Origin of the sequence: Paenarthrobacter sp. NyZ202, from assembly GCF_049860755.1 — a bacterium.
Classification (GTDB): Bacteria; Actinomycetota; Actinomycetes; order Actinomycetales; family Micrococcaceae; genus Arthrobacter.
This window is the reverse complement of the sequence record NZ_CP187556.1, coordinates 3,115,208-3,138,691: the sequence shown is the minus strand read 5'-3', so window position 1 is coordinate 3,138,691 and position 23,484 is coordinate 3,115,208. Positions and strand designations below refer to the sequence as shown.

At 64.1% G+C, this 23,484-nt stretch carries 25 protein-coding genes, 1 tRNA gene and 1 pseudogene; 19 read left to right on the top strand and 8 right to left on the bottom strand.

The window, feature by feature from the left end:
• Window positions 1-20: 20 nt before the first annotated feature.
• The 12 genes from galU (at window position 21) to ACPFL9_RS14505 (ending at window position 8,363) form a co-directional block, all read left to right on the top strand.
• Window positions 21-926, top strand: coding sequence for a UTP--glucose-1-phosphate uridylyltransferase GalU (gene galU / locus ACPFL9_RS14560; RefSeq protein ID WP_426003540.1), 906 nt, complete (start codon window positions 21-23; stop codon window positions 924-926).
• A gap of 6 nt (window positions 927-932) precedes the next feature.
• On the top strand, window positions 933-1,559 hold the full coding sequence (locus tag ACPFL9_RS14555; RefSeq protein WP_426003539.1) for a GNAT family N-acetyltransferase: 627 nt from the start codon (window positions 933-935) through the stop codon (window positions 1,557-1,559).
• Between the two features lie 131 nt (window positions 1,560-1,690).
• Window positions 1,691-2,590, top strand: coding sequence for a hypothetical protein (locus ACPFL9_RS14550; RefSeq protein WP_426007585.1), 900 nt, complete (start codon window positions 1,691-1,693; stop codon window positions 2,588-2,590).
• Window position 2,591: 1 nt separating this feature from the next.
• Window positions 2,592-3,392 carry an SDR family oxidoreductase gene (locus tag ACPFL9_RS14545; protein WP_426003538.1) on the top strand — a complete coding sequence of 267 codons (801 nt, stop codon included), beginning with the start codon at window positions 2,592-2,594 and terminating at the stop codon, window positions 3,390-3,392.
• Window positions 3,393-3,429: 37 nt separating this feature from the next.
• Window positions 3,430-3,502, top strand: a tRNA-Ala gene (locus ACPFL9_RS14540).
• A 105-nt stretch (window positions 3,503-3,607) separates the two neighbouring features.
• A complete protein-coding gene (locus ACPFL9_RS14535; protein WP_426003537.1) occupies window positions 3,608-4,048 on the top strand; it encodes a VOC family protein in 441 nt (146 codons plus the stop codon).
• A gap of 93 nt (window positions 4,049-4,141) precedes the next feature.
• Window positions 4,142-4,678: a PadR family transcriptional regulator gene (locus ACPFL9_RS14530; RefSeq protein ID WP_426003535.1), complete on the top strand. Its 537-nt coding sequence runs from the start codon at window positions 4,142-4,144 to the stop codon at window positions 4,676-4,678.
• Between the two features lie 4 nt (window positions 4,679-4,682).
• Window positions 4,683-6,389, top strand: coding sequence for an ABC1 kinase family protein (locus ACPFL9_RS14525; protein WP_426003533.1), 1,707 nt, complete (start codon window positions 4,683-4,685; stop codon window positions 6,387-6,389).
• A gap of 28 nt (window positions 6,390-6,417) precedes the next feature.
• Window positions 6,418-6,939 (top strand): universal stress protein, encoded by a 522-nt coding sequence (locus ACPFL9_RS14520; protein WP_426003532.1) that lies wholly within the window; start codon window positions 6,418-6,420, stop codon window positions 6,937-6,939.
• A complete protein-coding gene (locus ACPFL9_RS14515; protein WP_426003530.1) occupies window positions 6,926-7,399 on the top strand; it encodes a fluoride efflux transporter FluC in 474 nt (157 codons plus the stop codon). Before ACPFL9_RS14520 ends, ACPFL9_RS14515 begins: the two co-directional genes overlap by 14 nt.
• Window positions 7,396-7,767 (top strand): fluoride efflux transporter CrcB, encoded by a 372-nt coding sequence (crcB, locus tag ACPFL9_RS14510; RefSeq protein ID WP_426003528.1) that lies wholly within the window; start codon window positions 7,396-7,398, stop codon window positions 7,765-7,767. The genes ACPFL9_RS14515 and crcB overlap by 4 nt, the downstream gene beginning before the upstream one ends.
• A 65-nt stretch (window positions 7,768-7,832) precedes the next feature.
• On the top strand, window positions 7,833-8,363 hold the full coding sequence (locus ACPFL9_RS14505; RefSeq protein WP_426003526.1) for a ferritin: 531 nt from the start codon (window positions 7,833-7,835) through the stop codon (window positions 8,361-8,363).
• Window positions 8,364-8,605: 242 nt separating this feature from the next.
• Here the strand turns inward: ACPFL9_RS14505 and ACPFL9_RS14500 are convergent, their stop codons facing one another.
• Entirely contained in the window at window positions 8,606-8,782 is a 177-nt protein-coding gene (locus ACPFL9_RS14500) for a hypothetical protein (RefSeq protein WP_426003525.1), read from the bottom strand.
• A pseudogene (locus tag ACPFL9_RS14495) lies at window positions 8,779-8,883 on the bottom strand (transcriptional regulator); the annotation flags it as partial. The pseudogene ACPFL9_RS14495 and the gene ACPFL9_RS14500, both read right to left, overlap by 4 nt.
• A gap of 110 nt (window positions 8,884-8,993) precedes the next feature.
• Here ACPFL9_RS14495 and ACPFL9_RS14490 point away from each other — a divergent pair.
• From ACPFL9_RS14490 to ACPFL9_RS14465, 6 genes are all read left to right on the top strand, one after another.
• Window positions 8,994-10,013, top strand: a complete 1,020-nt coding sequence (locus tag ACPFL9_RS14490) for an extracellular solute-binding protein (RefSeq protein ID WP_426003524.1) — start codon at window positions 8,994-8,996, stop codon at window positions 10,011-10,013.
• An 80-nt stretch (window positions 10,014-10,093) separates the two neighbouring features.
• Complete coding sequence (locus ACPFL9_RS14485) at window positions 10,094-11,707, top strand: ABC transporter permease (protein ID WP_426003523.1); 1,614 nt, start codon at window positions 10,094-10,096, stop codon at window positions 11,705-11,707.
• Entirely contained in the window at window positions 11,704-12,843 is a 1,140-nt protein-coding gene (locus ACPFL9_RS14480; protein ID WP_426003521.1) for an ABC transporter ATP-binding protein, read from the top strand. Before ACPFL9_RS14485 ends, ACPFL9_RS14480 begins: the two co-directional genes overlap by 4 nt.
• 52 nt (window positions 12,844-12,895) lie before the next feature.
• Window positions 12,896-15,466: an AMP-binding protein gene (locus tag ACPFL9_RS14475; RefSeq protein WP_426003519.1), complete on the top strand. Its 2,571-nt coding sequence runs from the start codon at window positions 12,896-12,898 to the stop codon at window positions 15,464-15,466.
• 235 nt (window positions 15,467-15,701) lie between these two features.
• Window positions 15,702-16,934 (top strand): glycoside hydrolase family 26 protein, encoded by a 1,233-nt coding sequence (locus ACPFL9_RS14470; protein WP_426003518.1) that lies wholly within the window; start codon window positions 15,702-15,704, stop codon window positions 16,932-16,934.
• Between the two features lie 136 nt (window positions 16,935-17,070).
• Window positions 17,071-17,538: an SRPBCC domain-containing protein gene (locus ACPFL9_RS14465; RefSeq protein ID WP_426003516.1), complete on the top strand. Its 468-nt coding sequence runs from the start codon at window positions 17,071-17,073 to the stop codon at window positions 17,536-17,538.
• A 32-nt stretch (window positions 17,539-17,570) separates the two neighbouring features.
• On the opposite strand, the gene corA is transcribed toward ACPFL9_RS14465, so the two are convergent.
• Genes corA through ACPFL9_RS14450 form a run of 3 tightly spaced genes read right to left on the bottom strand, consistent with a single transcriptional unit; the run spans window position 17,571 to window position 19,539 of the window.
• Window positions 17,571-18,566 carry a magnesium/cobalt transporter CorA gene (gene corA / locus ACPFL9_RS14460; RefSeq protein ID WP_426003515.1) on the bottom strand — a complete coding sequence of 332 codons (996 nt, stop codon included), beginning with the start codon at window positions 18,564-18,566 and terminating at the stop codon, window positions 17,571-17,573.
• Window positions 18,567-18,575: 9 nt separating this feature from the next.
• Window positions 18,576-19,001 carry a DUF1761 domain-containing protein gene (locus ACPFL9_RS14455; protein ID WP_426003514.1) on the bottom strand — a complete coding sequence of 142 codons (426 nt, stop codon included), beginning with the start codon at window positions 18,999-19,001 and terminating at the stop codon, window positions 18,576-18,578.
• Window positions 19,002-19,050: 49 nt separating this feature from the next.
• On the bottom strand, window positions 19,051-19,539 hold the full coding sequence (locus ACPFL9_RS14450; protein WP_426003513.1) for an Lrp/AsnC family transcriptional regulator: 489 nt from the start codon (window positions 19,537-19,539) through the stop codon (window positions 19,051-19,053).
• A 174-nt stretch (window positions 19,540-19,713) separates the two neighbouring features.
• On the opposite strand from ACPFL9_RS14450, the gene ACPFL9_RS14445 reads away from it, so the two are divergent.
• The gene (locus tag ACPFL9_RS14445) at window positions 19,714-20,949 is read left to right on the top strand and encodes an MFS transporter (protein WP_426003512.1); all 1,236 of its coding nucleotides are present in this window, start codon (window positions 19,714-19,716) and stop codon (window positions 20,947-20,949) included.
• 22 nt (window positions 20,950-20,971) lie between these two features.
• Here the strand turns inward: ACPFL9_RS14445 and ACPFL9_RS14440 are convergent, their stop codons facing one another.
• From ACPFL9_RS14440 to ACPFL9_RS14430, 3 genes are all read right to left on the bottom strand, one after another.
• Window positions 20,972-21,478 (bottom strand): Lrp/AsnC family transcriptional regulator, encoded by a 507-nt coding sequence (locus tag ACPFL9_RS14440; protein ID WP_426003511.1) that lies wholly within the window; start codon window positions 21,476-21,478, stop codon window positions 20,972-20,974.
• 65 nt (window positions 21,479-21,543) lie between these two features.
• Window positions 21,544-22,173, bottom strand: coding sequence for a TMEM175 family protein (locus ACPFL9_RS14435; RefSeq protein WP_426003510.1), 630 nt, complete (start codon window positions 22,171-22,173; stop codon window positions 21,544-21,546).
• 31 nt (window positions 22,174-22,204) lie between these two features.
• Window positions 22,205-23,476, bottom strand: a complete 1,272-nt coding sequence (locus ACPFL9_RS14430) for an MFS transporter (RefSeq protein WP_426003508.1) — start codon at window positions 23,474-23,476, stop codon at window positions 22,205-22,207.
• Window positions 23,477-23,484: the final 8 nt, after the last annotated feature.

Here is a 23,484-nt window from a genome sequence, read left to right as displayed (position 1 = left end):
CCTTCCGTTACATTAGTCCGGTGACTCTCGATAACAATGCTGTCCGTAAGGCCGTCATCCCTGCAGCGGGTCTTGGTACCAGGTTCCTGCCCGCCACAAAGGCGATGCCCAAGGAAATGCTGCCCGTGGTTGACAAGCCCGCCATCCAGTACGTCGTCGAGGAAGCGGTCAAGGTTGGCCTGCACGACGTCCTGATGATCACCGGTCGCAGCAAGCGCGCGCTGGAGGACCACTTCGACCGCGTGCCCGCGCTGGAAGCCACCCTCGCGGAGAAGGGGGATACGTCCAAGCTGGAGGCCATCCAGAAGGCAACCAACCTCGGCGACATCCACTACGTCCGCCAGGGCGACCCCAACGGCCTTGGCCACGCGGTGCTGCGTGCCAAGCAGCATGTGGGACGTGAACCGTTTGCGGTCCTGCTGGGTGACGACCTGATCGACCCCAAGGACGATCTGCTTAGCGACATGATCGCCGTCCAGCAGAAGACCGGCGGATCCGTAGTGGCCCTCATCGAGGTGGAGCCGTCCAAGATCAGCGCCTACGGTTGCGCCGATGTCGAGGAAAACGGCGAGGACGGCTACGTCCGCATCAAGCAGCTGGTGGAGAAGCCTTCCCCGGAAGAAGCCCCGTCCAACCTTGCCGTGATTGGCCGCTACGTCCTTCACCCGGCCGTGTTCGACGTCCTGGAAAAGACGGCGCCGGGCCGAGGGGGAGAGATCCAGCTGACGGACGCCCTTGAAGTCCTGGCAGCCGGTGAAGGCGAAGGCTACGGCGTGTACGGTGTCGTGTTCCGTGGGCGCCGCTTCGATACCGGAGACAAGCTCAGCTACCTCAAGGCCTGCATCGAGCTGGCGAGCGAACGTGAAGATCTCGGCCCTGAGCTCCGCGAGTGGCTGCCGACTTTCACGGCCGACCTGCCTAAGTAATTCAGGATGTACGGCTCTGCGATCTGGCCGGTAACGCTGGAAAGCGGAGACCTTGTACTTCGGCCGATCCGTTACCGCGACAAGCGGGAATGGACTGAAGTCCGTTCGCGGAACAGCGAATGGCTGGCTCCCTGGGAGGCGTCCAACCCTGCACCGGGTGGGCGCCTGCCCAGTTACCGGCAAATGGTTGCGTCCCTGAACGCCCAGGCCCGGCAGTCGACCGCGTTGCCCTTCCTCATTACTGAATGGACACCCGGGTTTCCTCAGCCACGCATCGTTGGGCAGCTCACGGTGTCCTCCATTTTGTGGGGTTCGGCCATGATGGCCACCCTTGGGTACTGGGTGGACAAGGAGCGGGCAGGGTTGGGTATTGCCCCCACCGCCGTGGCGCTGGCCACGGACCATTGCTTCCGGGCCCTTGGACTGCACCGCATGGAGATCAACATCCGACCGGAGAACGGTCCCAGCCTGCGGGTTGTGGAAAAGCTTGGCTTCCGGGACGAGGGTTATCGGGAGCGCTACCTTCACATCAACGGTGAGTGGGCGGACCACCGCTCTTTCGCCCTCACGGCGGAGGAAGTTCCGCATGGCCTCCTGGAGGGCTGGCTGAGGGGACGAACGGGCAGGTCATAGGCCCTTTGTGGTCATAACTCCAATCATTTTGGGACTCGCCCACGACACACCGCAGGCAATGCCGCTGCACCTGATGATTTGCTTCTACGGTTTTGAATGTGGACTTCCCTCTCAGCAGCTCAGTGATCCTTGTGGTCACTGTCGCGCTCTGGATGGTGTGGGTGGCTCCCTATGTTCTTCGGAGCAAGCGCCAGCAAGTCCAAACGGCCACCGGGCCGGCAGACCACTTCGACGACGAACCAGACGAAACGCAGGCAGGGGTGCTCCTCACGGTGGCGCCGCGGCAGGAGAAACCGATGGAGACCATGCACAGCAAAGCACCGGCGTCCACCTTCGAATCCCGCATGCCTGGACCCTCCGTGGTCACGCCCGCTCCTACCCCCTTCACCATCCGCTACGCCAGGCTGACCTTGGCCTTGTCCGGGCTGGCCTTGCTGCTGACCGCGGTGGTGTCCGCCATCCTGCTCGTATTCCGGGTCGGCTCCTTCTGGCTTCCGCTGGTGTCCTTCATTGGAGCAGCCGTGGCCGTGGTCACTCTGCGGCGGCTTGCGCTGCGCGACCTGCGCGAGCGGCGGGCACGCCGCGAGGCGCGGTTGGCGCCCATCCCTACGCCGGCCCGCTACCTGCCGAAGCAGCAGCCCGTCGAGGCGAAAGAAACCAGCGTCTTTGATGCCGAAGCAAGCAGCCGTGAAGCCGCCCGTCTTTCTGCGGTGGAGCTCAGGCAGGCGGCTTTAGCTGTGGCCCTCGCTGCCGGTGATACTTCTGCCGAATCTCCACAAGATGCCAAGGGCAGCAGCTGGGAGCCTGTGGAGCTTCCCAAGCCGACCTACGTAGCTGCGCCCAAGGCCAACCGCCCTGCTCCCGAACCCCTCGACCTCCCTGAAGCTCCCAAGCCGGTCGGCAAACCGGTGCTCAAGCAGGGCATCGAGCAAGTCGAAGCCGCGGCCGCCGCACAGGCACGCGTGGCAGGGGCCAAGGGCCAAAGCGCCCTCAGCAATCTCGACGACGTCCTACAGCGCCGCCGCGCCTAGCATGGCAAACCTCTGTGTCGCCGGGGGAACCGGCCAGGTAGGCCGTGACGTCGTCCGCCTGGCGCTCGACGCCGGCCATACCGTTAGCGTCCTCAGCCGCCACGCGCCGCAGGCCGGTTCCGAAAAGCATCACGACGGCGCCACCTACTTTGCGGGCGACGTCACCACAGGCGCCGGTCTGGAAGCCGCAGTGGCGGGTGCCGACGTCGTGATCGACTGCCTGGAGGGTCAGTTCGGCAAGGCCCGGAAGAGATTCGCCGACGGCGGGGTGCGGCTTCTGGAGGCAGCTGACCGGGCAGGCGTGCGCAAGGCCGTGGTGCTGTCGATCATCAACTGCGACCGGAGCACTGCGGCCTACTACGCTTCCAAATCCGCCAAGGAGCGCGTTTACCAGGAGTCGCCGCTGGAAACCGTAGCGGTCCGTGCGACCCAGTTCCACAGCCTGCCGGTGGCAGTGTTCCAAGCCGGTGCCGGAGTGGGTCTGATCCCGGTCTTCAAAGGTGCCCGTTTCCAGCCGATCTCGCCGTTGGATGCGGCGGCCGCTGTACTCGAGGCCGCCCTGGAACCCGGCTCTTCGGAGGACCACCGTATTCGCACTGTGGGTGGCCCGGAGGTGCTGGGCATGCGGGAGATGGCAGTGATGTGGAAATCCGTGACCGGTGCGCGGGGCAGGGTGGTGGAGCTGCCCTTGCCGGGCGCCATGGGCCGTTACCTCCGCGCCGGCCTCAACCTCGCACCCGGCCACGCGTGGGGCCGCGAGACGTTCGTGTCCTGGTTGGAAAAGCGGCGGGAAACTTTATAGCCTAGGGACACCGGCCACGGATCCAATGAGTGGCCCGGGGGCTATAGCTCAGTTGGTAGAGCGCTTCGTTCGCATCGAAGAGGTCAGGAGTTCGAATCTCCTTAGCTCCACATTTGGCTCCATTGCCCCTTCAGCACGGCGATGGCCCCTTCTTTCTGTCCCCCTCAGAAGCCTTACCGGCCTGGACAGCGTTAACAGGAACAGGAGACTGCGGCATGTCCTTCGTTAAGCACTTTGACCACGTCGGCATCACTGTTGCCGGCCTGGACAACGCCATCAGCTTCTTCCAAAGCCTGGGGCTGGAACTCGAGGGCAGGATGCAGATGGAGGGGGAGTTCGTTGACACGGTCATCGGTATTCCCGGGTCCCGCAGTGAAATCGCCACCCTGCGGCCCCCGGACGGCGGCACCGGCGTTGAGCTCTCATCGTTTACGTACCCGGAACACCGGCAGGGTACGGCCGCTCCGATGTCCAATGACCTGGGAATCCGCAATGTTGCCTTCGAGGTGAATGACCTGGAAGGAGTCCTGGCCCGTCTCGCCCAGGACGGATACGGCACCATCGGTGGAGTGGGCCAGTACGAGGACCTGTGGCGGATGACCTATGTGCGGGGACCCGAGGGGATCATCGTCGCCCTGGCGCAGCGGCTCGGCTAGTCCAGTGGCCGCGGCCATTGTCCGCCACCTCTGCCAGGTATATCGTTGGGCTATCGTTCAGTATCGTTCGCGATCTTTTGCGAGGTGGGCACAATGCGTGATTCATTCCCTGCAGGCGGATTCATGGGGAACAGCTTTGACGGTATGTGGCAGGCGATGGAGGACTTCCGGTCGCGGTTCGAGAAACGGACGGGCACCCGGGCCGGCCGCGGCGAACTGCGGACAGCCATCCTCGCCCTCCTGGCCGAGCGGCCCATGCACGGCTACCAGATCATCCGGGAGATAGAGGAACGCAGCGGCGGCGACTGGAAACCGAGTGCAGGTTCTGTCTACCCGACGCTCCAGTTGCTCGCAGATGAGGGATTCGTCACCTCGGAGGAAGCCAACGGCCGGAAGATCTACTCGTTGACCGAGGCTGGCCGCGAGGACGTTGCCGGTGCCGAAACCTCCAACCTGTGGGCCTCGGCCGGCTCCGGGCATGGCTTCGCGGCGTTGCCCAAGGCGGGGATCGAGTTGGCCCAAGCGGCCGCGCAGGTTGGCCGGACCGGGACACCCAAACAAGTGCAGGAGGCAGTGACGGTCCTGGAAGAAGCCCGTCGCCGGATTTACGCCATCCTCGCCCAGGACTGACCGGTTGGCGTCCGGACTGCACGGCCTCACCAAGACGAAACGCCGGTCAGGGGACACCCGTGCCCGGTATCGCCGGATCCTCCGGTTCGCCGCCTGGCACCTCGCGGTGACGTGGTGGTATGAGCTGATACTGCCCCGGGTGGGCCTGCGCGGTCTTGCCGAGCGGACCAGGGCTCGGAGGATGCGGCATTTCGCACGCCGCTTCCACTCCCTGGCGGTGGAACTGGGTGGACTGATGATCAAGGTGGGCCAGTTCATGTCCTCACGGCTGGATGTCCTGCCGCCCGAAATCACTGCCGAACTTGAAGGACTGCAGGACGAAGTGCCTCCGGTGGCCTTTTCGGCCATTCGCGAACTCGCCGAGCAGGAACTCGGGGCACCCCTGGAGGCGGTGTTTGCCTCCATCGACCAAACACCCATTGCTGCCGCATCCCTGGGCCAGGCACACAGGGCGCAGTTGTTGCCGGGAATCGCGGAGGACACCGGCCTGGGCAGCGTCGTGTTCAAGGTACAGCGGCCCGGGATCGACAGGATCGTGGACGTCGACCTGGCTGCCTTGCGGCGGGTGGGTGGCTGGCTTCGCCGCATCAGGATCGTCTCGGCGCGCGCGGACGTACCTGCCCTCATCAAGGAGTTCTCCCAGACAAGCCTGGAAGAGATCGATTACCTTAATGAGGCCGCCAACTCAGAACGGTTTGCTGCGGACTTTGCCGATGACGCAAGGGTGGCCGTGCCCGCGGTCGTCTGGGAGCGGACCACCCGCCGGGTCCTGACGCTCGAGGATGTAACCGCAATCAAGATCACGGATGCGGCAAAGTTGGCGGCCGCGGGGATCGATCCGGTGCAGGTGGCGCCCGTGTTTGCCTCGGTAATGTTCGACCAGCTGTTCACCCATGGCTTCTTCCACGCAGACCCGCACCCCGGAAACATCTTCGTCACCCCTGCCCCGGATTCCGGGCAGGGTCACCCGTGGAAGCTGACGTTCATTGACTTTGGCATGATGGGCGAGGTCCCGGTGAAGACGCGCAGCGGGCTCCGGAAGCTGTTGATCGCGGCAGCAGCCCGCGACGGCAGGGGGTTGGTGGCTGCGATCAGCGATATCGGAGTGCTGGTCCCCTCCGCTGACAGTGTGAAGCTGGAGCAGGCCATGACGCAGCTGTTCGCGCGCTTCGGCGGAATGGGGTTCGCCGAGTTGAAGGAAGTGGACCCGCGGGAGTTCCGCGACTTTGCGATGGAGTTCGGCGACGTCGTCCGGTCGCTGCCCTTCCAATTGCCGGAGAACTTCCTGCTCATCATCCGCGCCATGTCCTTGACGTCCGGGGTCTGCAGTTCCCTGGACGCCAGGTTCAACCTGTGGGATTCGGTGGAGCCCTACGCCGCCCGGTTGTTGCGGGACGAGCGCGGCAATGTGGTGAGGGACGCGGCCTCGCAGGCCTGGGAGATAGCCGCCGCGGCGGTGGCCATGCCCAGGCGCTTGGATGCCTTGATCCGGAAAGTTGATGAGGGATCCCTCGAAGTTGCCAACCCGCGGCTGGAGCGCCACATGGCAAAGCTCGTCCGCTTGGGGCAGCGGGTTGTGGCGGCATTGATCTTCGGCGCCCTGCTGATTGCAGGTGCCTTGGTCCGTCCCGAGGATCACGTGTTAAGCAATGTCCTGATGATCTGCTCCGTGCTTCCTTTGCTTTTCGGCCTGCGGCCGCCGCGCAGCTAAGCGCACAACCGCGTCGTAAACTGGCCGTGTGACTGACACTCCGCACCGCCTTGAACAACCCGCCCGGATGTCCGGACCCGTTCTGGTGGGTGTCGTCCAAGGCCAGCGCCCCGTTGTGGTGGAGCAAGCAGCCAAGCTGGCGGCCGCCGCCGGACTGCCGCTGGTGTGTGCGCACGTCGATGTCACCGTATACCCGGTGGATGGGACCACCGGGGGAGCTGCGGCTCCGATCGACCCTGACAGCGGAGACGCTGATGTGCAGGACATCCCCGAACAGCTGAGGAAAGACCTCGAAGCCCGGCTGTCCGGCCTGGACGTGGAGTGGTCGGCGGTTTTCCTTGCCGGCGAACCCGCCAAGGCCCTTGCCCGCGAGGCAAACCATTCGGGTGCAAGCATGATCGTGGTGGGCAGCAGGGACCACAAGCTGGGTTCCGTGATCAAGGAACTGACGGGCGGATCGATCGCCAGGCACCTGGTGCACCATCAGGACCGTCCGGTACTCGTGGTGCCGGTGGATCCGCGTCTTCCGGACGACGATGACGAGGACTGACACCGCGCGCCCTGTGCACCTTCAGTGGAAATTCGTTGGGTTGGTGGCCGCGGGCGGTGTTGCCGGTGCGCTCGCGCGCTATGTCCTGTCGCTGGTTATTCCAGCGCCCCATGATTTTCCGCTGCCCACCTTGGTCATCAACCTCTCCGGGGCCCTTGCGCTCGGCGCACTGCTTGAGGCGCTCGCCCGCAAAGGGCCCGACGCCGGTACACGCCGGAGCGTGCGGCTGGCCGTGGGGACGGGTTTCCTTGGGGCCTACACCACCTACAGCACGCTGGCGCTGGACGCTGTCCACCTGCTTGGAGCCGGTGCCTTCCCCGCCGCAGCGTGGTACCTGGGATTGTCCCTGGCCGGGGGTGCGGCCGCCACCGTCGCGGGAATCGGGCTCGGTGCCTTGATCCACAGGCGTACCCAGGGCAGGCCGGCCTTGGCCGAAGGCAAGGGACGGCAGGACGCATGATGGTCTTACTGCTGGCCCTCGCCGGTGGAGCGGGCGCTGCAGCCAGGTTCGTAGTGGACGGTGCTGTCCGCAGCCGTGTGAAGACCGCGCTGCCGTGGGCCACCATCCTGATCAATGTGTCGGGTTCGCTGGCGCTGGGCCTGATTGCAGGATTGGTGATGAGGGGCCACGCGCCGGAGTCGCTGCAGTTGGTCCTGGGTACGGGGTTCCTGGGCGGTTACACCACCTTCAGTACTGCCAGCCTGGAAACCATCCGGCTGCTCCAGAGCGGCCGGACGGTGCTGGCGGTGGTCAACGGCGTTGGCTCGATGGCGGTTTCTGTGGCCGCAGCCGGCGCCGGCGTTTGGTGTGCCCAGACAGTGCTGTAAAGGCCTGGGACGGTGGTGACCAATCCCACCGATGAGCGTCGGCGTACGGCGGTAGGATCAGTGCCATGGCTAAGAAGACATTCAACCAGTTGTTGTCCGAGCAGGTCGCCAATGAGTTTGCGGCCTCCCAGCAATACATCGCCGTCGCGGTCTATTTTGACGGCGAAGATCTGCCCCAGTTGGCCCGGCACTTCTACCGCCAGTCCCTGGAAGAGCGCAACCACGCCATGATGATGGTCCAGTACATGCTGGACCGGAATGTCCACGTGGAAATCCCCGGCATCGCACCCGTCCGCAACAACTTCACCAACGCCAAGGAACCCATTGCCTTGGCCTTGGAGCAGGAGAAGGAAGTCACCCGGAACATTGAGGAGATGTTCCGGGCTGCCCGTGCCGAGGGCGATGCCTTGGGCGAGCAGTTCATGCTCTGGTTCCTCAAGGAGCAGGTGGAGGAAGTGGCTTCCATGACCACGCTCCTCAACATCACCGAACGCGCCGAGAACCTCTTCGACATCGAAAACTACGTGGCCCGCGAAACCGTGGGCGACGGCGGACACGATGCCGGTGCGCCGGCCGCTGCAGGCGGGGCCATCTGACCAAGGCTCCACTTTCCGAGAGGCCGGCGGGATCAGCTCCCGCCGGCCGGTTGTGAGGGCTTGCCTGGCGGTGCAGGCGGCTGATCAAGGCTTCCCAGGCGTTGATGCCTTCCTGGACGGCGATGCCTGCGATGGCGAGCGCGGCGCCGGCATCAGCCCACCACCAGCCCAGGGTGAGGTGCTCGCGCCGCACCGGGTCTTTGGCCGGGAACTGCCGGGGCAACGCAAGGGCCGACGCTATTTCATGACCGAATCCAGTCCGAAGCGATCAGTGCGGAGGAGTCAGCGACACCGCCCGCCCAAAGTGCTGCAACCGCTTCGATGAAGATATAGGTAATGGTCGCGGCGGCGAACAGCCGCATGCGGCGGGGCAGGACTGCCTGGCGACCCGAGGTGGGCGCAGGAGCCAGCGTCGTCATGCGATGCACTCTCCGTCCGGAGCACACCAGGCCGGATCCACGGCGAGGACCACCCCGGTCAGCTCTTTGATGGCAAGGCCAAGGCGGGCGTCCCCCAAGTCCGGGGGGAGATGGTGGCTTCATATTTCACGCGGCGTGGCGGAATTAAGTTAGCCTATCCTTCCCCACTAGAATGCGGCCGACCCGCCGCCATGTCCTGAAATGAGCCCCGGTGATCCGTCGTTCGTTCGCTGCCGCCGCGCTTCTCACTGTTCTGGCCGTTGCCACGTCAGGGTGCGGAGCAGTTGGTGCCAAGCCCGCAGACCTGCAGATCTATTCGGCCCGTCACTATGATCTGGAAGGTGCCTTCGGGCAGTTTACGAAGGAAACGGGCATCACCGTTGAGTTCGTCAGCGGAGGCGATGCGGAACTACTCGAACGACTCAAGGCCGAGGGCGACGATACCCCTGCTGATGTCTTCATGACCGTGGATGCTGGCAATCTTTGGAATGCTGCCCGGCAGGACGAACTCGCCGCCTTGGACTCGCCGGTGCTCAACGAAGCCGTGCCCCAGGACCTTCGGGATCCGCAAGGCAGGTGGTATGGCCTTGCCATGCGGGCCAGGACCATCACCTACAACCCAACGAAGGTGGATCCCGCACAGTTCAATGCTGCGGAGACCTACGCTGGCCTGGCGGATCCGAAGTGGAAGGGCAAGCTGTGCATGCGCGATGCCACCTCCGCCTATACCCAGTCCCTGGTCGCAAGCCTGATCGATCTCTACGGCCGGGAAAAGGCCTTGGAAGTGGTGAAGGGGTGGGTGGCCAACGACGTTCAGATCATGAGCAATGATGTCCTGCTTTTGGATGCCCTGAATGTCGGAACCTGTCAGGTCGGAATCAACAATCACTATTACCTGGCGCGCAAGCTCAAGGAAAAGCCCGACTTCAATGTGAGGCTCTTCTGGGCGAGCCAGGATGGGGCGGGAACGCATGTCAATATTTCAGGCGCAGGAATCGTAGCTGGTTCTGACAACGCCGAGGACGCCCGGCGTCTGATCGAATGGCTGTCAACCACGGGGCAAAACGCATTTGTCGACGGCAACCATGAACTTCCCGTCAATCCCTCGGTAAGGCCGGAAGCGGTGATCGCCGGCTTCGGAGGGTTTAATCGGATGACTTTGAATGCTGAAGCCTACGGCGACCTCAACGGCGAAGCCGTCGACCTGCTTGCAGAGGCCGGCTACAAGTGACTGTGGTTGAGGCGGCAGGGCCAGCGGAACGGCGGTTCCGGGTAAAACCCGGGGGCCGCCGGTCGTGGTCACTTGCGGTGATGGTCATCGCTGCCGCCGTGGGAGCACCGATACTCGCCGTGGTGGTGGATGGGATCGGGAACGTGGGACACGCGGCGGCTCTCCCTCGAACACTTCCCGAGATGGTGATGACTACGGCCGTGTTGTTGCTCGGGGTCGCTGCTGGTTCTCTCTCGCTGGGGGTTGGGCTGGCATGGCTCGTGACCGCTTACCGGTTCCCGCTCCGGCGCATCTTTTCCTGGCTGCTGGTGCTTCCGCTGGCGATCCCCGCTTACGTGCTGGGCTTCATCTTTTTGTCGGTCTTTGACGTCGCCGGCCCTGTCCAGGAGTTGCTGCGGGCGGTGTTCGGCGCGGATGTGTGGGTTCCGGAGGTCAGGTCCCTGCCCGGGGTGGTGCTGGTGATGTCCTTGTCCTTGTACCCTTATGTATTTCTGCTGGCCCGGGCCGCGCTGCTTGAGCACACCGCTGGGGCCTACGATGCGTCCCGCGTCCTCGGTGCCGGCCGCGGACGGGCCCTGCAGCGGGTTTTGCTGCCACTGGCGCGTCCTTGGCTGGCGGCGGGTACCGCATTGGTAATGATGGAGACCCTGACCGACTTCGCCACCGTTCAGTACTTCAACGTCCAAACTGTCTCCGTGGGGGTGTATCTGGTCTGGAAGGGCACGTTCAACTTCCACGCGGCAACGCAACTGGCGATTCTGGTGTTGCTGTTCGCGGTAGCCGTTCTCGCCGGGGAACGTGCATTGCGGGGCAGGGCGCGCTTCCACGTACACGCTGGCCGCGGCCTGGGACTGGCGCCCAAGGTTCTTCACGGGGCCAGGGCCTGGGCCGCAACTGGCACATGCATCGCTGCGCTCAGCGTCGGCTTCGTGATCCCCGTGTTCCAACTCTTGCTCTGGGCCGGTGGCGAGGCTTTCAGGAATTCCGGGTTCCTGGCCGACCCGCGCTTCGGTCAGTACCTTGTCAACACGCTGCTTGTAGCCTCGATCACCGCCGCGGCCTGCGTGCTGTTGGCAATCATAGTTGGCCATGGCGTGCGCCTGGGGGGAGGGCGGTTCACCATGCTGTGCGCGCAACTGACCTCGATTGGGTACGCGGTGCCCGGCGCAGTTGTCGGCATCGGTGTATTGCTGGCCTTCGCGGCACTGGATGACGTCCTTGAGGGCGTTGGGGTACCTGGAGGCACCGGATTGCTGGTCACCGGCTCTGTCCTGGGAATCTTCTATGCATATGTGGTCCGCTTCCTGGCCCCGGCGTATCAGTCGGTGGACGCAGGCTTCGCCCGGATTTCACCGACCTTGACATATTCAGCGCTGAGCCTGGGCGCAGCTCCCGGTCGGGTCCTGGCACGGGTGCATGTTCCGCTGGCCAGATCAGGAATCGCGGTGGCGCTGATGCTCGTAGCCATCGATGCCGTCAAAGAGTTGCCCATCGTGCTGCTGTTGAGGCCTTTCGGATTCACCACGGCCTCCGTCTGGGTGTATGAACTGGCCCGCGAAAACTTCTGGGAAAAAGCTTCGCTTCCGGCCTTGGTGATCGTCGCCGCCGCAGTACTTCCCGTGTTGATCATCATTCGGCACTCCCGCCGGGCGGAGGCCCACACGGACCACATCCCTCGAAAGGCCCATGCATGAGCACTCGCCTGGCAGCCGTCACAGCCCAGCATCCCACGGTCCGGCCCGTGGGATCCGCTCTGGCTTTCGAGGGTGTGAGCAAGCACTACGGCTCCGTGACCGGCGTGACCGGCCTTGGCTTGGAAATCCCTGCCGGTGAACTGGTCACCTTGATCGGGCCGTCGGGCTGCGGAAAATCAACTACTCTTCGCCTTGCCGCCGGACTGGAGAGGCCGGATGAAGGTATGATCCGGGTTGCCGGGAAAACCGTTGCCGGCAACGGTTGTTTCGTCGAGCCCGAGAAGCGCGAAGTGGGGCTCGTGTTCCAGGACTATGCGTTGTTTCCGCACATGAGCGTTGCGAAGAACGTGGAATTCGGACTGGACCGGCTGCCCCGGGGGGAGCGCCGCAGACGGGCCGGAGAGACTCTTGACCTCGTGCGCCTTGGCCATCTGGCGCGCCGCTACCCGCACGAACTATCGGGCGGAGAACAGCAACGGGTTGCCTTGGCGCGGGCGCTGGCACCGCGGCCGGCGGTTGTGCTCCTCGATGAGCCGTTTTCGGGTCTGGACGAGTCCCTCAGGGCCAAGGTCCGGCGGGACACCGTAGCGACCCTCCGGGAGGCGGGAACTACCGCTGTCCTCGTCACGCACGACCAGAACGAAGCACTGTCCCTGGGCACCCGCGTGGTGGTCATGCGCGGAGGTGTCATCGAACAGTCCGACACCCCGGAGAGGGTCTTTGAGAACCCGGCCACCCGCTTCGTCGCATCCTTCATGGGTGACGCGGACTTCCTTCCCGCCACCGTGCACCGGGGCGTCCTGGGTTGCGAAATCGGCGTGGTTTCTTACAGCACCGGCTGGACGGAGAGCAAAGAACTGGACATCGTCCTGCGACCCCACGAGGTCTCGCTGACACCGGAGGCCGGATCCTCTGCCGAGGTCTACGCCGTCGAATACCACGGGGCGTTCGTGCTGCATTACGTCCGGCTCGCTTCGGGCCGGTCGTTGCGGTCCTGGCAGCCCCACACAGTCCGGCTGCCGGTGGGCACGCCGGTGGCGGTCACCGTCACTGCCGGAACCACGCCCACCGTCCTGCTTGGTGACAGGGCCGTGACGGGACCGGCGGCCTCTTCACAGGCCCCGCCCGGGCCATAGCTCCTTCCATCCAAAGGCCCCTGTCCATGCACGCATACTTCACGGACCTCCCGTGGTAACCGCCTTTCCTGGCCTCGCCCCCGCCTGGTTCACCGACCTTGCACGCTTCGGCCAGAATCCCGCTGTGCTCACCTCCAACGGAACGCTCACTTACGTGGAGTTGGCCTCACGGGTTCAACAGTTCGCTGCCATGCTGGGCCCCGGACGCCGTCTGGTAGCCCTCCCGGCAGCCAACGACCTGGGCTCCCTGGTCGGTTACCTGGCGGCCCTCACCGCCGGTCACCCTGTCCTGCTCGCACCTGCGGACAAACCAGAGGCTCTCTCCAACCTCATCCGCGCCTACGACCCGGACGTGGTACTTGGTTCGGGCACCGGCGACGGCATGCCCGATCTCACCGAACGGCGCCCAGGTTCGGTCCACGCGTTCCACCCGGAGCTGGCCCTGCTGCTGAGTACCTCCGGATCCACCGGCTCACCCAAACTGGTCCGCCTGTCCTACTCCAACCTCATGTCCAACGCCGAGGCCATTGCCGACTACCTGCATATCGGCGTCGGCGACCGTGCAGCGACGACTCTGCCGCTGAATTACTGCTACGGCCTCTCCGTCGTCAACAGCCACCTGATCCGTGGCGCCGGGCTGGTGCTGACGGACCTTTCGGTAGTGGACCCCTGCTTCTGGGAACTGTTCCGGCAGCAGGAGGCAACATCGTTCGCAGCGGTGCCTTATACCTTCGACCTCCTGGAACGCTCAGGATTTGTCCAGATGGATCTTCCGCATCTGCGTTACGTCACCCAGGCGGGTGGCAGGCTTGCACCTGAGAAGGTCCGGTCCTGGGCTGAGACCGGCCAGAGGGGCGGGTGGGAACTCTTCGTCATGTACGGGGCCACTGAAGCCACAGCCCGCATGGGTTACCTCCCACCTGAATTGGCATCGGAGTACCCCGGAACCATTGGGATACCCGTGCCCGGCGGGGAGTTCCGCATCGACCCTGTCGACGGTCTGGACGACGGCGAACTGGTCTACAGCGGACCGAACGTGATGCTCGGATACGCCGAGAAACCCGCCGACCTGGCATTGGGCCGGGAAATCGACGAACTGCGCACCGGCGACCTCGCCCGCCAGCACCCCAACGGGCTATATGAGATCGTCGGCAGGCGCAGCCGCTTCGTAAAAATCGTCGGTCTCCGGATCGACCTCGGGGAGGTCGAACGCCTCCATACCGACATAGGCATCACGGCGGCCGCCGCCGGATCGGACGACCGCCTCGTTGTCGCCGTCGAAGGTGACCACGATCCGGCCCTGCTCGCCAAGATGCTCTCCGGAACCATTGGCCTGCCACGCACCGCGATCACAGTACGCAGCGTCGGGTCCCTGCCCCGGCTGGAAAACGGCAAAGTGGACTACCCGGCCATCAATGCCATGGCGGGAGCCAGCAGTGACAGGCCCCTGTCCGGACCGTTCCCTGCTCCCTGCTCTGCAGATGATGCCGGCCCAGATCTCCGGCGCATCTATGCTGATGCACTCGACCGCGCCGACGTCCGAGGGGAAGACACGTTCGTGTCCTTGGATGGAGATTCACTGTCTTACGTGGCTGTCTCCATAGGGCTCGAACGTGCGCTGGGCCAACTGCCCCCGGGCTGGCACCTCATGACCATCAACGAACTCGAGCGCCGCGGAGCACCCCGGAAACGGCGGGCCGTATCATTCCTGGAGACCTCCATCGTGGTCCGGGCACTGGCGATCGTTTGCGTTGTGGCCACTCACGTGGAACTCGTCACCCTCCAAACGGCGCACCTGCTCTTCGCGGTCGCCGGCTACAACTTCGCGCGGTTCCACCTCACCGGCGCCCCCAATTCGCGGCTGCGACGGCAAATCCGCAGCGTGGCCCGGATCGCCGTTCCGGCCATGGCCTTCATCACGGTGGCGTACCTGCTTACTGACGACTACACCGTGGCCAACGTCTTCCTGCTCAACGCCATGGTGGGTCCGCAGGAAGTGACCACACAATGGCACTTTTGGTTCGTGGAAATGCTCGTGTACATCCTGGTTGCGCTGACCGCGCTGCTGGCCATCCCCTGGCTGGGCCGGCTCGAGCGGCGCTGGCCCTACGGAACCGCGCTGGCGTTCCTCGCGGTCGCGCTGCTGAGCCGGTACGACATCATTGACCCTGGCCTGCCAAAGCCAGCGCCGGTCTTCTGGCTCTTCGTGCTCGGCTGGGCCCTCGCACAGTCACGAACTACTCTCCAACGACTTACCGTCTCCCTCATCACGCTCGCAACCGTACCGGGATACTTTCTGAACACCCCGCGCGAGATTACGGTCGCCGCCGGAATACTTCTGATCGCATGGATACCCGCGCTGCCTGTCCCGGCCCTCCTCCGACGCCTCACGGGCTGGCTTGCCGCAGCCTCCCTGTACATCTACCTCACGCACTGGCTCATCTACCCGGCGTTGCTTCCCACCAGCCCCATCCTGGCAATCGCAGGGTCACTGACCTTCGGCATCGCCTACTGGGCCCTCTGCCGCTGGCTTCCCTCGCTCACTGCTGACAGCGCAAAGGGACAACGTCTTCCTGGTTTGGTCCGGAATCCCCGACGCATAAGGAAGGCATGGCGGCCATAGGACACGGTGGCTGGGGAGCCTTTTTGACCCCAGGGCTTCCCCGCTACGACCGCAGGTCAGGCGGTGGTGTCTGCTAGCGCCATCCGATGCAGCGGGTAACGGCATCTCCCGGCAAGGTCGCAGAATCGCCGACCGACACCCGCGTGCTGGTTGCCTCCTTGGAACCGGCTCTATCTAGGATGGGACTGACATGCCAGCCGGAAAGACAGGGTGTTTGTAGTTGGGGGAGTCATCCATGAAGCGCCGTGGGTCCACTCAGGAAAGCCGGGCGGAACTGCGCAGGGCTTTCATCCTGCCCGTCGTCATCGGACTCGCCCTGCTCGGGGTAGCCGGTGTGGGCTTCGCCAACGACCTCGCGCAGAAGCAAGCCCAAACAACACCGGCCATGCCCACCTGCGAGGTAACCCCCCGGGCTTCCCTGCCGCCGGCTGATGGAGCTTTGTTCGGGGTGAACCTGGATTGGCACAACAAACCCTTGGCCACGTTTACCCAGGACCTCGGCCATAAACCCGCGGTCAGCGTGTCCTTTACGGGGTTCCCGTTGACACCCAAGGATGAGGAAGACCTGGAACAGGCTGTGGAGCAGATCCGTGCCGCCGGGCACATGATGCTGCTGACCATCGAACCCCACGGTGGCCTGGACACCATCACAGACACAACTGCCGAAGCCCTGGCCAAAGACCTGGACAGTTTCAACCGGGAGGGCGTGCCGGTGATCGTGCGTTTCGCGCACGAGATGAACGGATCCTGGTACGCCTGGTCCCAACAGCCCCGGAAGTACATCGCCGCGTTCCAAACCATCGCTACAGCCGTGCACACCCACGCGCCGGGTTCGGCGATGATGTGGGCGCCGAACTACGGCGGCGGGTACCCGTTCGCCGGCGGCACCTACGAAGCAAAACCCGGCACTGCCGAGTTCACAGCCCTGGACACGAATTCCGACGGGATCCTGACCATGCTGGACGACGCCTACGGCCCCTACTATCCCGGGGATGACGCCGTGGACTGGGTCGGGATGTCCCTTTACCACTGGGGCTCGAAGTACCCCTGGGGCGAGAACGAGCTCCCGGAGGCGGACAAGTTCGCCCAGCAGCTCACCGGCACCTACAACGCGGCCAACGGCGACGACAGTCTCCTCCCCGACTTCTACACCATTTACGGCGTCGACCACGGCAAACCTGTGGCTATCCCCGAAACAGCCGCCTTGTTCGCCCCTGGAGTTGGCGGTGAGGAGGAACTGGCCATCAAGGAGGCCTGGTGGAGTCAGCTTTTCGATCCGGCTATCCATAAGAAGTTCCCGCAGCTGAAAATGATCAACTGGTTCGAGTGGGACAAGACCGAAGTAGAAGTCAAAGGCCGGGTCGACTGGACCATCTCCAACACTCCCGCCATTCGGGAGGCATTCACCACCGCCCTGCCGGGGTGGTTCCGATACGGACCCGACCACCGGTGCCAACCGCGGCAGTAATGCGACCGAGCCCCCGCCTGATGGTGCCGGTCGCGCATACACCATTCCATCCCGGGCGTCACTGTGTCAGGATTCAGCCAAACTTGGAAGCGGAATCGGGGCGGTAATCCCAGCCACCGGCGAAAGGGCGGACGCTATGCCGAAGGACGGACAGGCAATCACCGAAAAGAAGACCTTCAGCCGGACCACCACCGTGGCAACATCAATCCAGGCACCACCGGCCACAGTCTGGGGCATCCTGACAGATGGGCGACGCTACCCGCTGTGGAACTCAACCATCGTCTCCCTCACAGGAAGCATTTGTCCCGGTTCGCGGATCGAACTCGTATCCACACTCGACCGCTCCCGGACTTTCAAACTCAAGGTCAAAGAGTTTGATCCACCGGGTCGCCTGACGTGGGGAGACGCCCTGGGCCAGCGCACCTACACTCTCACCCCAATCAGCGCAGGGCAAACCAGGTTCGAAATGACCGAACGCATTGGCGGACCCGTCTTTCCGCTGTTCGCAGCCAGGATTCCTTCCTTCGATTCGAGCTTCGAGCAGTTCGCCGCCGACCTGAAATCAGCCGCCGAGGCTCCGCAGGACTCTCAGCGCGAGGCATAGGCTCCCGCCGGCCTTTCATGGGACGCGGGGAGTCACAACCAGCCTTTGCGTTTGAAGATGACATACATCAGCAAGGCCGCGCCGAACATGAGTCCCACGGCCAGCGGATAGCCGAACTGCCAGTGGAGTTCGGGCATGTGGTCAAAGTTCATGCCATACACGCCGGCCACGAATGATGGCGCAAACAGGATGGCCGCCCACGACGAAATCTTCTTCACCTGCTCGTTCTGCGCTGCGCTGGCTTCGTTCTGGCGGTTGGCGGTGAGCGTGCCGTCAAGGGTCAGTGCGTTCTGCAGCAGGTCGCGGAAGGAGTTGGCCCGGGAGATGACCCGCTGGACGTGGTCCTCTACGTCCCGCAGGGAGCGTTGCAGCTCAATGTCCACACCGTACTTCTCGAACCCCTTTTCCAGCAACGCGATCATGTCCGGCAGAGGGTGGATGGCCCGCTGGAATTGGATGACCTCTCGCGCCAGTTCATAGATGCGGCGGGAGACCGCAGTATCGCCGCTGAAGAGTTGGTCCTCAATCTCATCGATGTCGTTCTCGAGTCCGGCCACCACCGGAGCGTAGTCGTCCACCACTTGGTCCAGAAGCGCGTACAGTACGGCCTCCGGGCCGTGTTTCATGAGGTCCGGGCGTTTCTCCAACCGCTGACGTACCCGGGCAACGCCGCCCGTTTCCGCGTGCCGGACGGTGACCACGAAGTTGGGTCCGGTGAAGATATGGAGTTCGCCGAACTCGACTGTTTCCTGGTCGTCCAGGTATCGGGCTGGCCTGAGGACCGTGAACAGGTTGTGGTCGTAGCGCTCAAGCTTGGGCCGCTGGTGGGCGGAAACGGCATCTTCCACGGCCAGTTCATGGAGTTCGAACTCCTGGGCAACGGCTGCCATCTCTTCCCGGGTTGGCCGGTAGAGCCCGATCCAGGCCATGCCGCCGTGCTCCGCCAGCGTTTCAAAGGTTTGTTCCAGGCTGTGCGGGGTTGCCGTACGGACACCGTCAACGTAGACGGCGTTATCGATAATGGTCACGGATGAACGCTACTGCATGGCCCCGATAATGGCTCCCGCAACCGTCATGGCCACGATGTCATGCCCGGAGTCGATCACGGTGACGGCCGACGGGCGTCCGGCGAAGCCGTTGTGGATGACGTGCCCTCCTGCGCGGAAGACCAGTGCCACGATCAGTGCGAAGAAGGCGCCGGCGAAGAAGGTATTGAGGTTCAGGGCACTGATCAGGACTGCCAGGAGAATGCTGGTAATTGCTGCGGCCAGCATCATGGGACCCCAGATCCCCGCGCCGCCTTCAATGTTCTTCAGGTCTTCTTCCGTCTTGCCGATGGCCTCCATCCACCGGCGTCCAAGCACGGCAGGCATGTACCAAACGAACCCGATCACCATGCTAGCCACGAAGGCGATCAGTACTGCGAGCCAGTTGATGTCAGTGATGTGTGAAAGCCATTCCATGGTGACGATCCTAGTGCCGCGAACAGGAAGCTGAGTCAACGCGCAGGTGTCATGCCGGCCGCGTGTTGGCTGCCCGTGCGAGGCGCTCCATCAATGGTTCGGTGCGGTAGGGGATGTGCGTGTGCAGGGCCAGCACCGTTTCAGTCCGGATGACGCCTTTGGTCCGCAGGACGGACCTCAGCGCCGCCTGCAGATTGTGGGTGTCCGTGGCTACCACCCGGCACCACAAATCCCCGCGTCCGGAGATTTCATGGACCTCCAGCACCTGGGGGATGAGCCGCAAGGCGCCTATGACGCCGTCGAGTTCCCGGTGGGTGACCTCGATGGTGACGAAGGCGACGACGTCGTAACCCACCTTTTCCAGGTCCACCTCGCGGCCGGAAGCCTGGAGCACGCCGTTTCGCAACAGCCTTTTAAGCCGGCTTTGCGCCGTGTTGCGGGCGATTCCCAGGGACTCGCTGAGTTCGGCTATCTGGATCCGTGGGTCCTTGATGAGTTCGAGCAGGATCTTCAGGTCCAAGGGGTCGAGGGTGTTCAAATGGTCACTCCGCATCAATCTGGCTGAATGGCTTTGACTGTTTTGCTCAATCATCCCAGCTTGTGGAGCCCATTAGCCCAAACACGTTGCATCCTGTTGCCACCGAATTCTTTTGCGGTTCGCGCCGTGCCCACAAGGCGGGGCGGGGACCTTGAGGCGAAGGCACACCACACCATGACTGTCTTGAGCGAACTCCGCATGCGTCCAGCCACAGCGGGGCACTGGGGTTGGGACGCGTCCACAACGTCGCGGCTGGTGCTGGCCGGCGTCGTGATTTTCGCCCTGCTGGTGGGCGCCAATCTGGCCACGCCTCTCTATCCCTTGCTGCAGGACCAGTGGGCGTTGTCTTCCCTGGACGTCACCATCGCCTTCTCCAGTTATGTCCTCGCCCTGGTCACCGTTCTCATGGTTGCCGGCCACTGGTCGGACCACATCGGACGGCGTGCGGCCTTGGTGCTCGCTGTCCTGGTGGGACTGTTGGGCGGGTTGATCTTTGCCCAGGCAAACGGGCTTGGCATGCTCAGCGCCGGCCGCGCCCTGCAGGGTGTGGCCGTGGGCCTGGCTACCGGTGCAAGCTCCGCGGCATTGCGGGAGCTGCTGCCCCAGCGCCCGGATTGGGCTTCCCGTTTTACGCTGTTGTCATCGGCCGGCGGAGTCGCGGCCGGTCCCGCGATCGGGGGACTGTTGTCCTTGCTGCCTGACCCGACGCGGGCGCCCTACTACATCCACTCGGCCGTGCTGGTTGCGGCACTGGTCCCGCTGTGGCTGCTCAAAGCCCGGCCCGCCATAGCCCCGGCCCTGGGCAGGCCTGCCTTCGCCGTCCTCGCGCCGCGGAAACCGGCTGTTTCGCAACACGCGCGGGGAGCGTTCTGGCTGGCGTCGTCGGTGGGTTTCCTGAGTTTTGCGGTGTTCGGTTTCTGCTTGTCCCTGGCGCCCGGCGTTTTCGCCTCAATGCTGCAGGTGGACTCGCGTCCCCTCCTGGGCGTGCTGGCGGGGATCACGCTGGGCGCTTCCGCGCTGAGCCAGCTCCTGGAGGTCCGGGGCCGGTTTGTTGTGCCGCTGAGCCTGGCCGTGCTGGGTGTCTCCGTGGTGTTGATCGGAGTGGCTTCCGGGCTGTCCAGCCCCTTGCTGCTCGTGGCGGCCAGCGTCGCAGCCGGTATTGGGCAGGGCATTGCTTTCCGCCATGTTTTCAACAACGTGGCCGGCAAGGTTGAGCCGTCCCGGCACGCGCAGGTCATCAGCACGGTCTATGTCATCACGTACCTGGGCAGCGCCGTTCCGGTGATTGGGCTGGGACTGGCGGTTTCAGCTCTGGGCCAGCAGACCGCCGTCGTGGGTTTTACCGCTGCGTGCGGCGCGGCGGCGCTGGTCCCGGCCGCCGTCTCCGTTCGCTCCGGACGCCGCGGCTGAGGGGACGCCGCGGCAAAGGCTTCTACTCCGGCAGCGGACCGCGGTTGCCCGGGATGTGCTGGAACACCATGGTGGTCTCGGTGTGGCCCACCACGGGATCGGTGGCCAGGTTGTCCAGGAGCCAATTGCGGAGATCGTCGGTATTCGCGACGGCGATGTGCAGCAGGTAGTCAACGGAACCAGTGGTGTGGAACGTGGAGATGACAGCCGGGAGCTTGGGAACGCGTGCAGTGAACCGGTCGATCTGGTCCCGGTCGTGGGCGCGGAGGCGGACCGCGATCAGGGCCTGGACCGAACGTCCGATGGCGGGCAGGCTCAGGACTGCCTCGAACCCCTCGATGATTCCGCGCTCGGACAGTGCGCGGGTGCGCATCAGGGCTGTTGAGGGTGCGATCCCCACCAACTCGGCCAGTTGCTTGTTGGAAATCCTGGCGTCGTCCACCAGAGCTGCCAGGATTTTCCCGTCGATGGCATCGAGCGGCTCTGCACCACCGGTTATGTGCCGAACATTCTTCGCCTGGCTGCTCAATGATCCTCCTGAAATTGCCCTGCAACCATCATAGGCGTTGGATTTCGAGCGCCAGGCAGGGACTTTCAGGCCCTTTTGTACAGTCTCCGGTCAAGTCGCTGCAGGGGTTCGCTCAGGATCATGAGGAGCAAGGGCAGATTGCCGAGATCCGGAACGGCAAAGGCGATGACCAAGGCAACCAGGAACAGACCGGCCACGATTGCGCTTGCCCTGATGCCTGATACCTCCGCGGTGTCCTTTAGATCATGAAGATCAGGATGGGACCGCAAGTACAGGCGGGCCAACAGGAGGAGGAAGCTGGCAGCGAACAACGTGCCGATGTACACCAAAGGTTGGGCCCAGTCGCCCTGCAATTGCGTGGACAACGCGGTGGCTACCGGCATCCACACAATGGTGAGCATCCACGCGATGGTGAGCCAGAGCAGTCCCGGATCCACCTTCCGAACGTTGCTGAACAACCGGTGGTGATGGACCCAGAACACGGCGATCAGCAGGAAACTGAGGGCAAATCCCAACAGTGGATACCGTTCTTCCACCAACCATCCGGCCGTGGTGCCGTGATGGTCGGACAGTTCACCCACGCTTTCCATCAGGGGCAGGATCAGCAGGGTCAGGGCGATGGCCACGACCGCATCGGTAAAAGCCTGCAACCGTTCAGGCGACGACAATTCCCTCGGCTGGGAGGCCCTCTTCATGCCTCTGATTCTAGGTTGCGGTATTCCGGCGTCAACGGTCCCGGCGCTCTGGTGGCCGATGCACAGCGGCGGTGACTGCCGCCGTCGTGATGGCCAGGACGATGACGCCCACGGCCAGTGCCGTCCAACCGAAGGACTGGAAGGCCAGGCCGCCCGCCCAGCCAATAACGCTGGAACCAAGATAGTAGGAGAGGTTGTAAAGCGACGCCGCCTGGGCGCGTCCCGTGGTGGCAATCGCTCCCGTCCATCCGGACCCCACGCTGTGGGCTGCAAAGAAGCCGCCGGTGAACACCACCAGTCCTGCCAGCGTGGCCGCAAGATTGTCCAGCAGCGTCAGGGCGAGACCTGCCGACATCACAGCGATGCCGCCGAGCAGGACCCGGCGGCGTCCGAAACGGGTGGTGAGCCCGGCCGCCCACCGGGAACTGACGGTGCCGGACAGATAGGCCAGGAAGATCAGGCTGACGACGCTGGCGGGAAGGTTGAACGGCCCTGCATGCAGCCGGAATCCCAGGTAGTTGTACACGGCCACAAAACCGCCCATCAGCAGGAAGGCCTGCAGGTAAAGGGCCAGCAGTTTGGGGTTGGCTGCATGGGTTGCCAACGTCCGGAGGGCTCCGCGCAAGCCTGTGGCTGCGGACGGAGTGAAGCGCCGCTGTTTGGGTATGAGCACCAGAAAGAGCACAGCCGAGACCGTTGCGAGCAGGGAAACAGCCAACGCGGCGGCGCGCCAGCCCCACACTTCCCCGACAGGTCCGGCCACCAAACGCCCGGCAAGTCCACCCAGTGTGGTCCCGGCGACATAGCTGCCGGCGGCCAGGGCTGTGTGGATCCTGGTGACTTCCTCGTTCAGGTACGCAATGGCAATTGCTGGAATGCCTCCCAGCGCCATCCCCTCCAAAGTCCGCAGGCCAAGCAGCAGCGGCACCGTGGGAGCCAGTGGCACCACCAGTCCCAGCACGGTGGCTGCTGCAATACCGATTCCCATGGCCCGCACGCGTCCGATCCTGTCCGCCACGAATGACCACGGAAGGACGGTGACGGCCAGGCCGATCGTGGCCAGCGAGATGCTGAGCGCGGCTTCCGCGGCGGAAATCCACAGGTCGTGGGCCATCAGGGGGAGTACAGCCTGGGTGGAGTAGAGCTGAGCAAAGGTGGCAACTCCCGCCAGGGCCAGGGCGGCCAGCACGCGTCGGTAGCCCCGGGACCCGCGGACGTGGCCCTCCCACGGGGCGGCGGTGGCAGTGGCAGCTTCATTCACCGGCCCAGAGTAGGCCTCCCGGAGCTTGATGATCCAATGCATAATTTGAT

Coding starts and splice junctions, on each gene's coding strand:
- crcB (WP_426003528.1), top strand. CDS start 7,396: ATGATGGTCTTACTGCTGGCCCTCGCCGGTGGAGCGGGCGCTGCAGCC.
- ACPFL9_RS14445 (WP_426003512.1), top strand. CDS start 19,714: ATGACTGTCTTGAGCGAACTCCGCATGCGTCCAGCCACAGCGGGGCAC.
- ACPFL9_RS14465 (WP_426003516.1), top strand. CDS start 17,071: ATGCCGAAGGACGGACAGGCAATCACCGAAAAGAAGACCTTCAGCCGG.
- ACPFL9_RS14470 (WP_426003518.1), top strand. CDS start 15,702: ATGAAGCGCCGTGGGTCCACTCAGGAAAGCCGGGCGGAACTGCGCAGG.
- ACPFL9_RS14515 (WP_426003530.1), top strand. CDS start 6,926: ATGACGAGGACTGACACCGCGCGCCCTGTGCACCTTCAGTGGAAATTC.
- ACPFL9_RS14545 (WP_426003538.1), top strand. CDS start 2,592: ATGGCAAACCTCTGTGTCGCCGGGGGAACCGGCCAGGTAGGCCGTGAC.
- ACPFL9_RS14480 (WP_426003521.1), top strand. CDS start 11,704: ATGAGCACTCGCCTGGCAGCCGTCACAGCCCAGCATCCCACGGTCCGG.
- ACPFL9_RS14505 (WP_426003526.1), top strand. CDS start 7,833: ATGGCTAAGAAGACATTCAACCAGTTGTTGTCCGAGCAGGTCGCCAAT.
- ACPFL9_RS14435 (WP_426003510.1), bottom strand. CDS start 22,173: ATGAAGAGGGCCTCCCAGCCGAGGGAATTGTCGTCGCCTGAACGGTTG.
- ACPFL9_RS14500 (WP_426003525.1), bottom strand. CDS start 8,782: ATGACGACGCTGGCTCCTGCGCCCACCTCGGGTCGCCAGGCAGTCCTG.
- ACPFL9_RS14530 (WP_426003535.1), top strand. CDS start 4,142: ATGCGTGATTCATTCCCTGCAGGCGGATTCATGGGGAACAGCTTTGAC.
- ACPFL9_RS14455 (WP_426003514.1), bottom strand. CDS start 19,001: ATGGAATGGCTTTCACACATCACTGACATCAACTGGCTCGCAGTACTG.
- ACPFL9_RS14535 (WP_426003537.1), top strand. CDS start 3,608: ATGTCCTTCGTTAAGCACTTTGACCACGTCGGCATCACTGTTGCCGGC.
- ACPFL9_RS14485 (WP_426003523.1), top strand. CDS start 10,094: ATGGTCATCGCTGCCGCCGTGGGAGCACCGATACTCGCCGTGGTGGTG.
- ACPFL9_RS14555 (WP_426003539.1), top strand. CDS start 933: ATGTACGGCTCTGCGATCTGGCCGGTAACGCTGGAAAGCGGAGACCTT.
- ACPFL9_RS14430 (WP_426003508.1), bottom strand. CDS start 23,476: ATGCATTGGATCATCAAGCTCCGGGAGGCCTACTCTGGGCCGGTGAAT.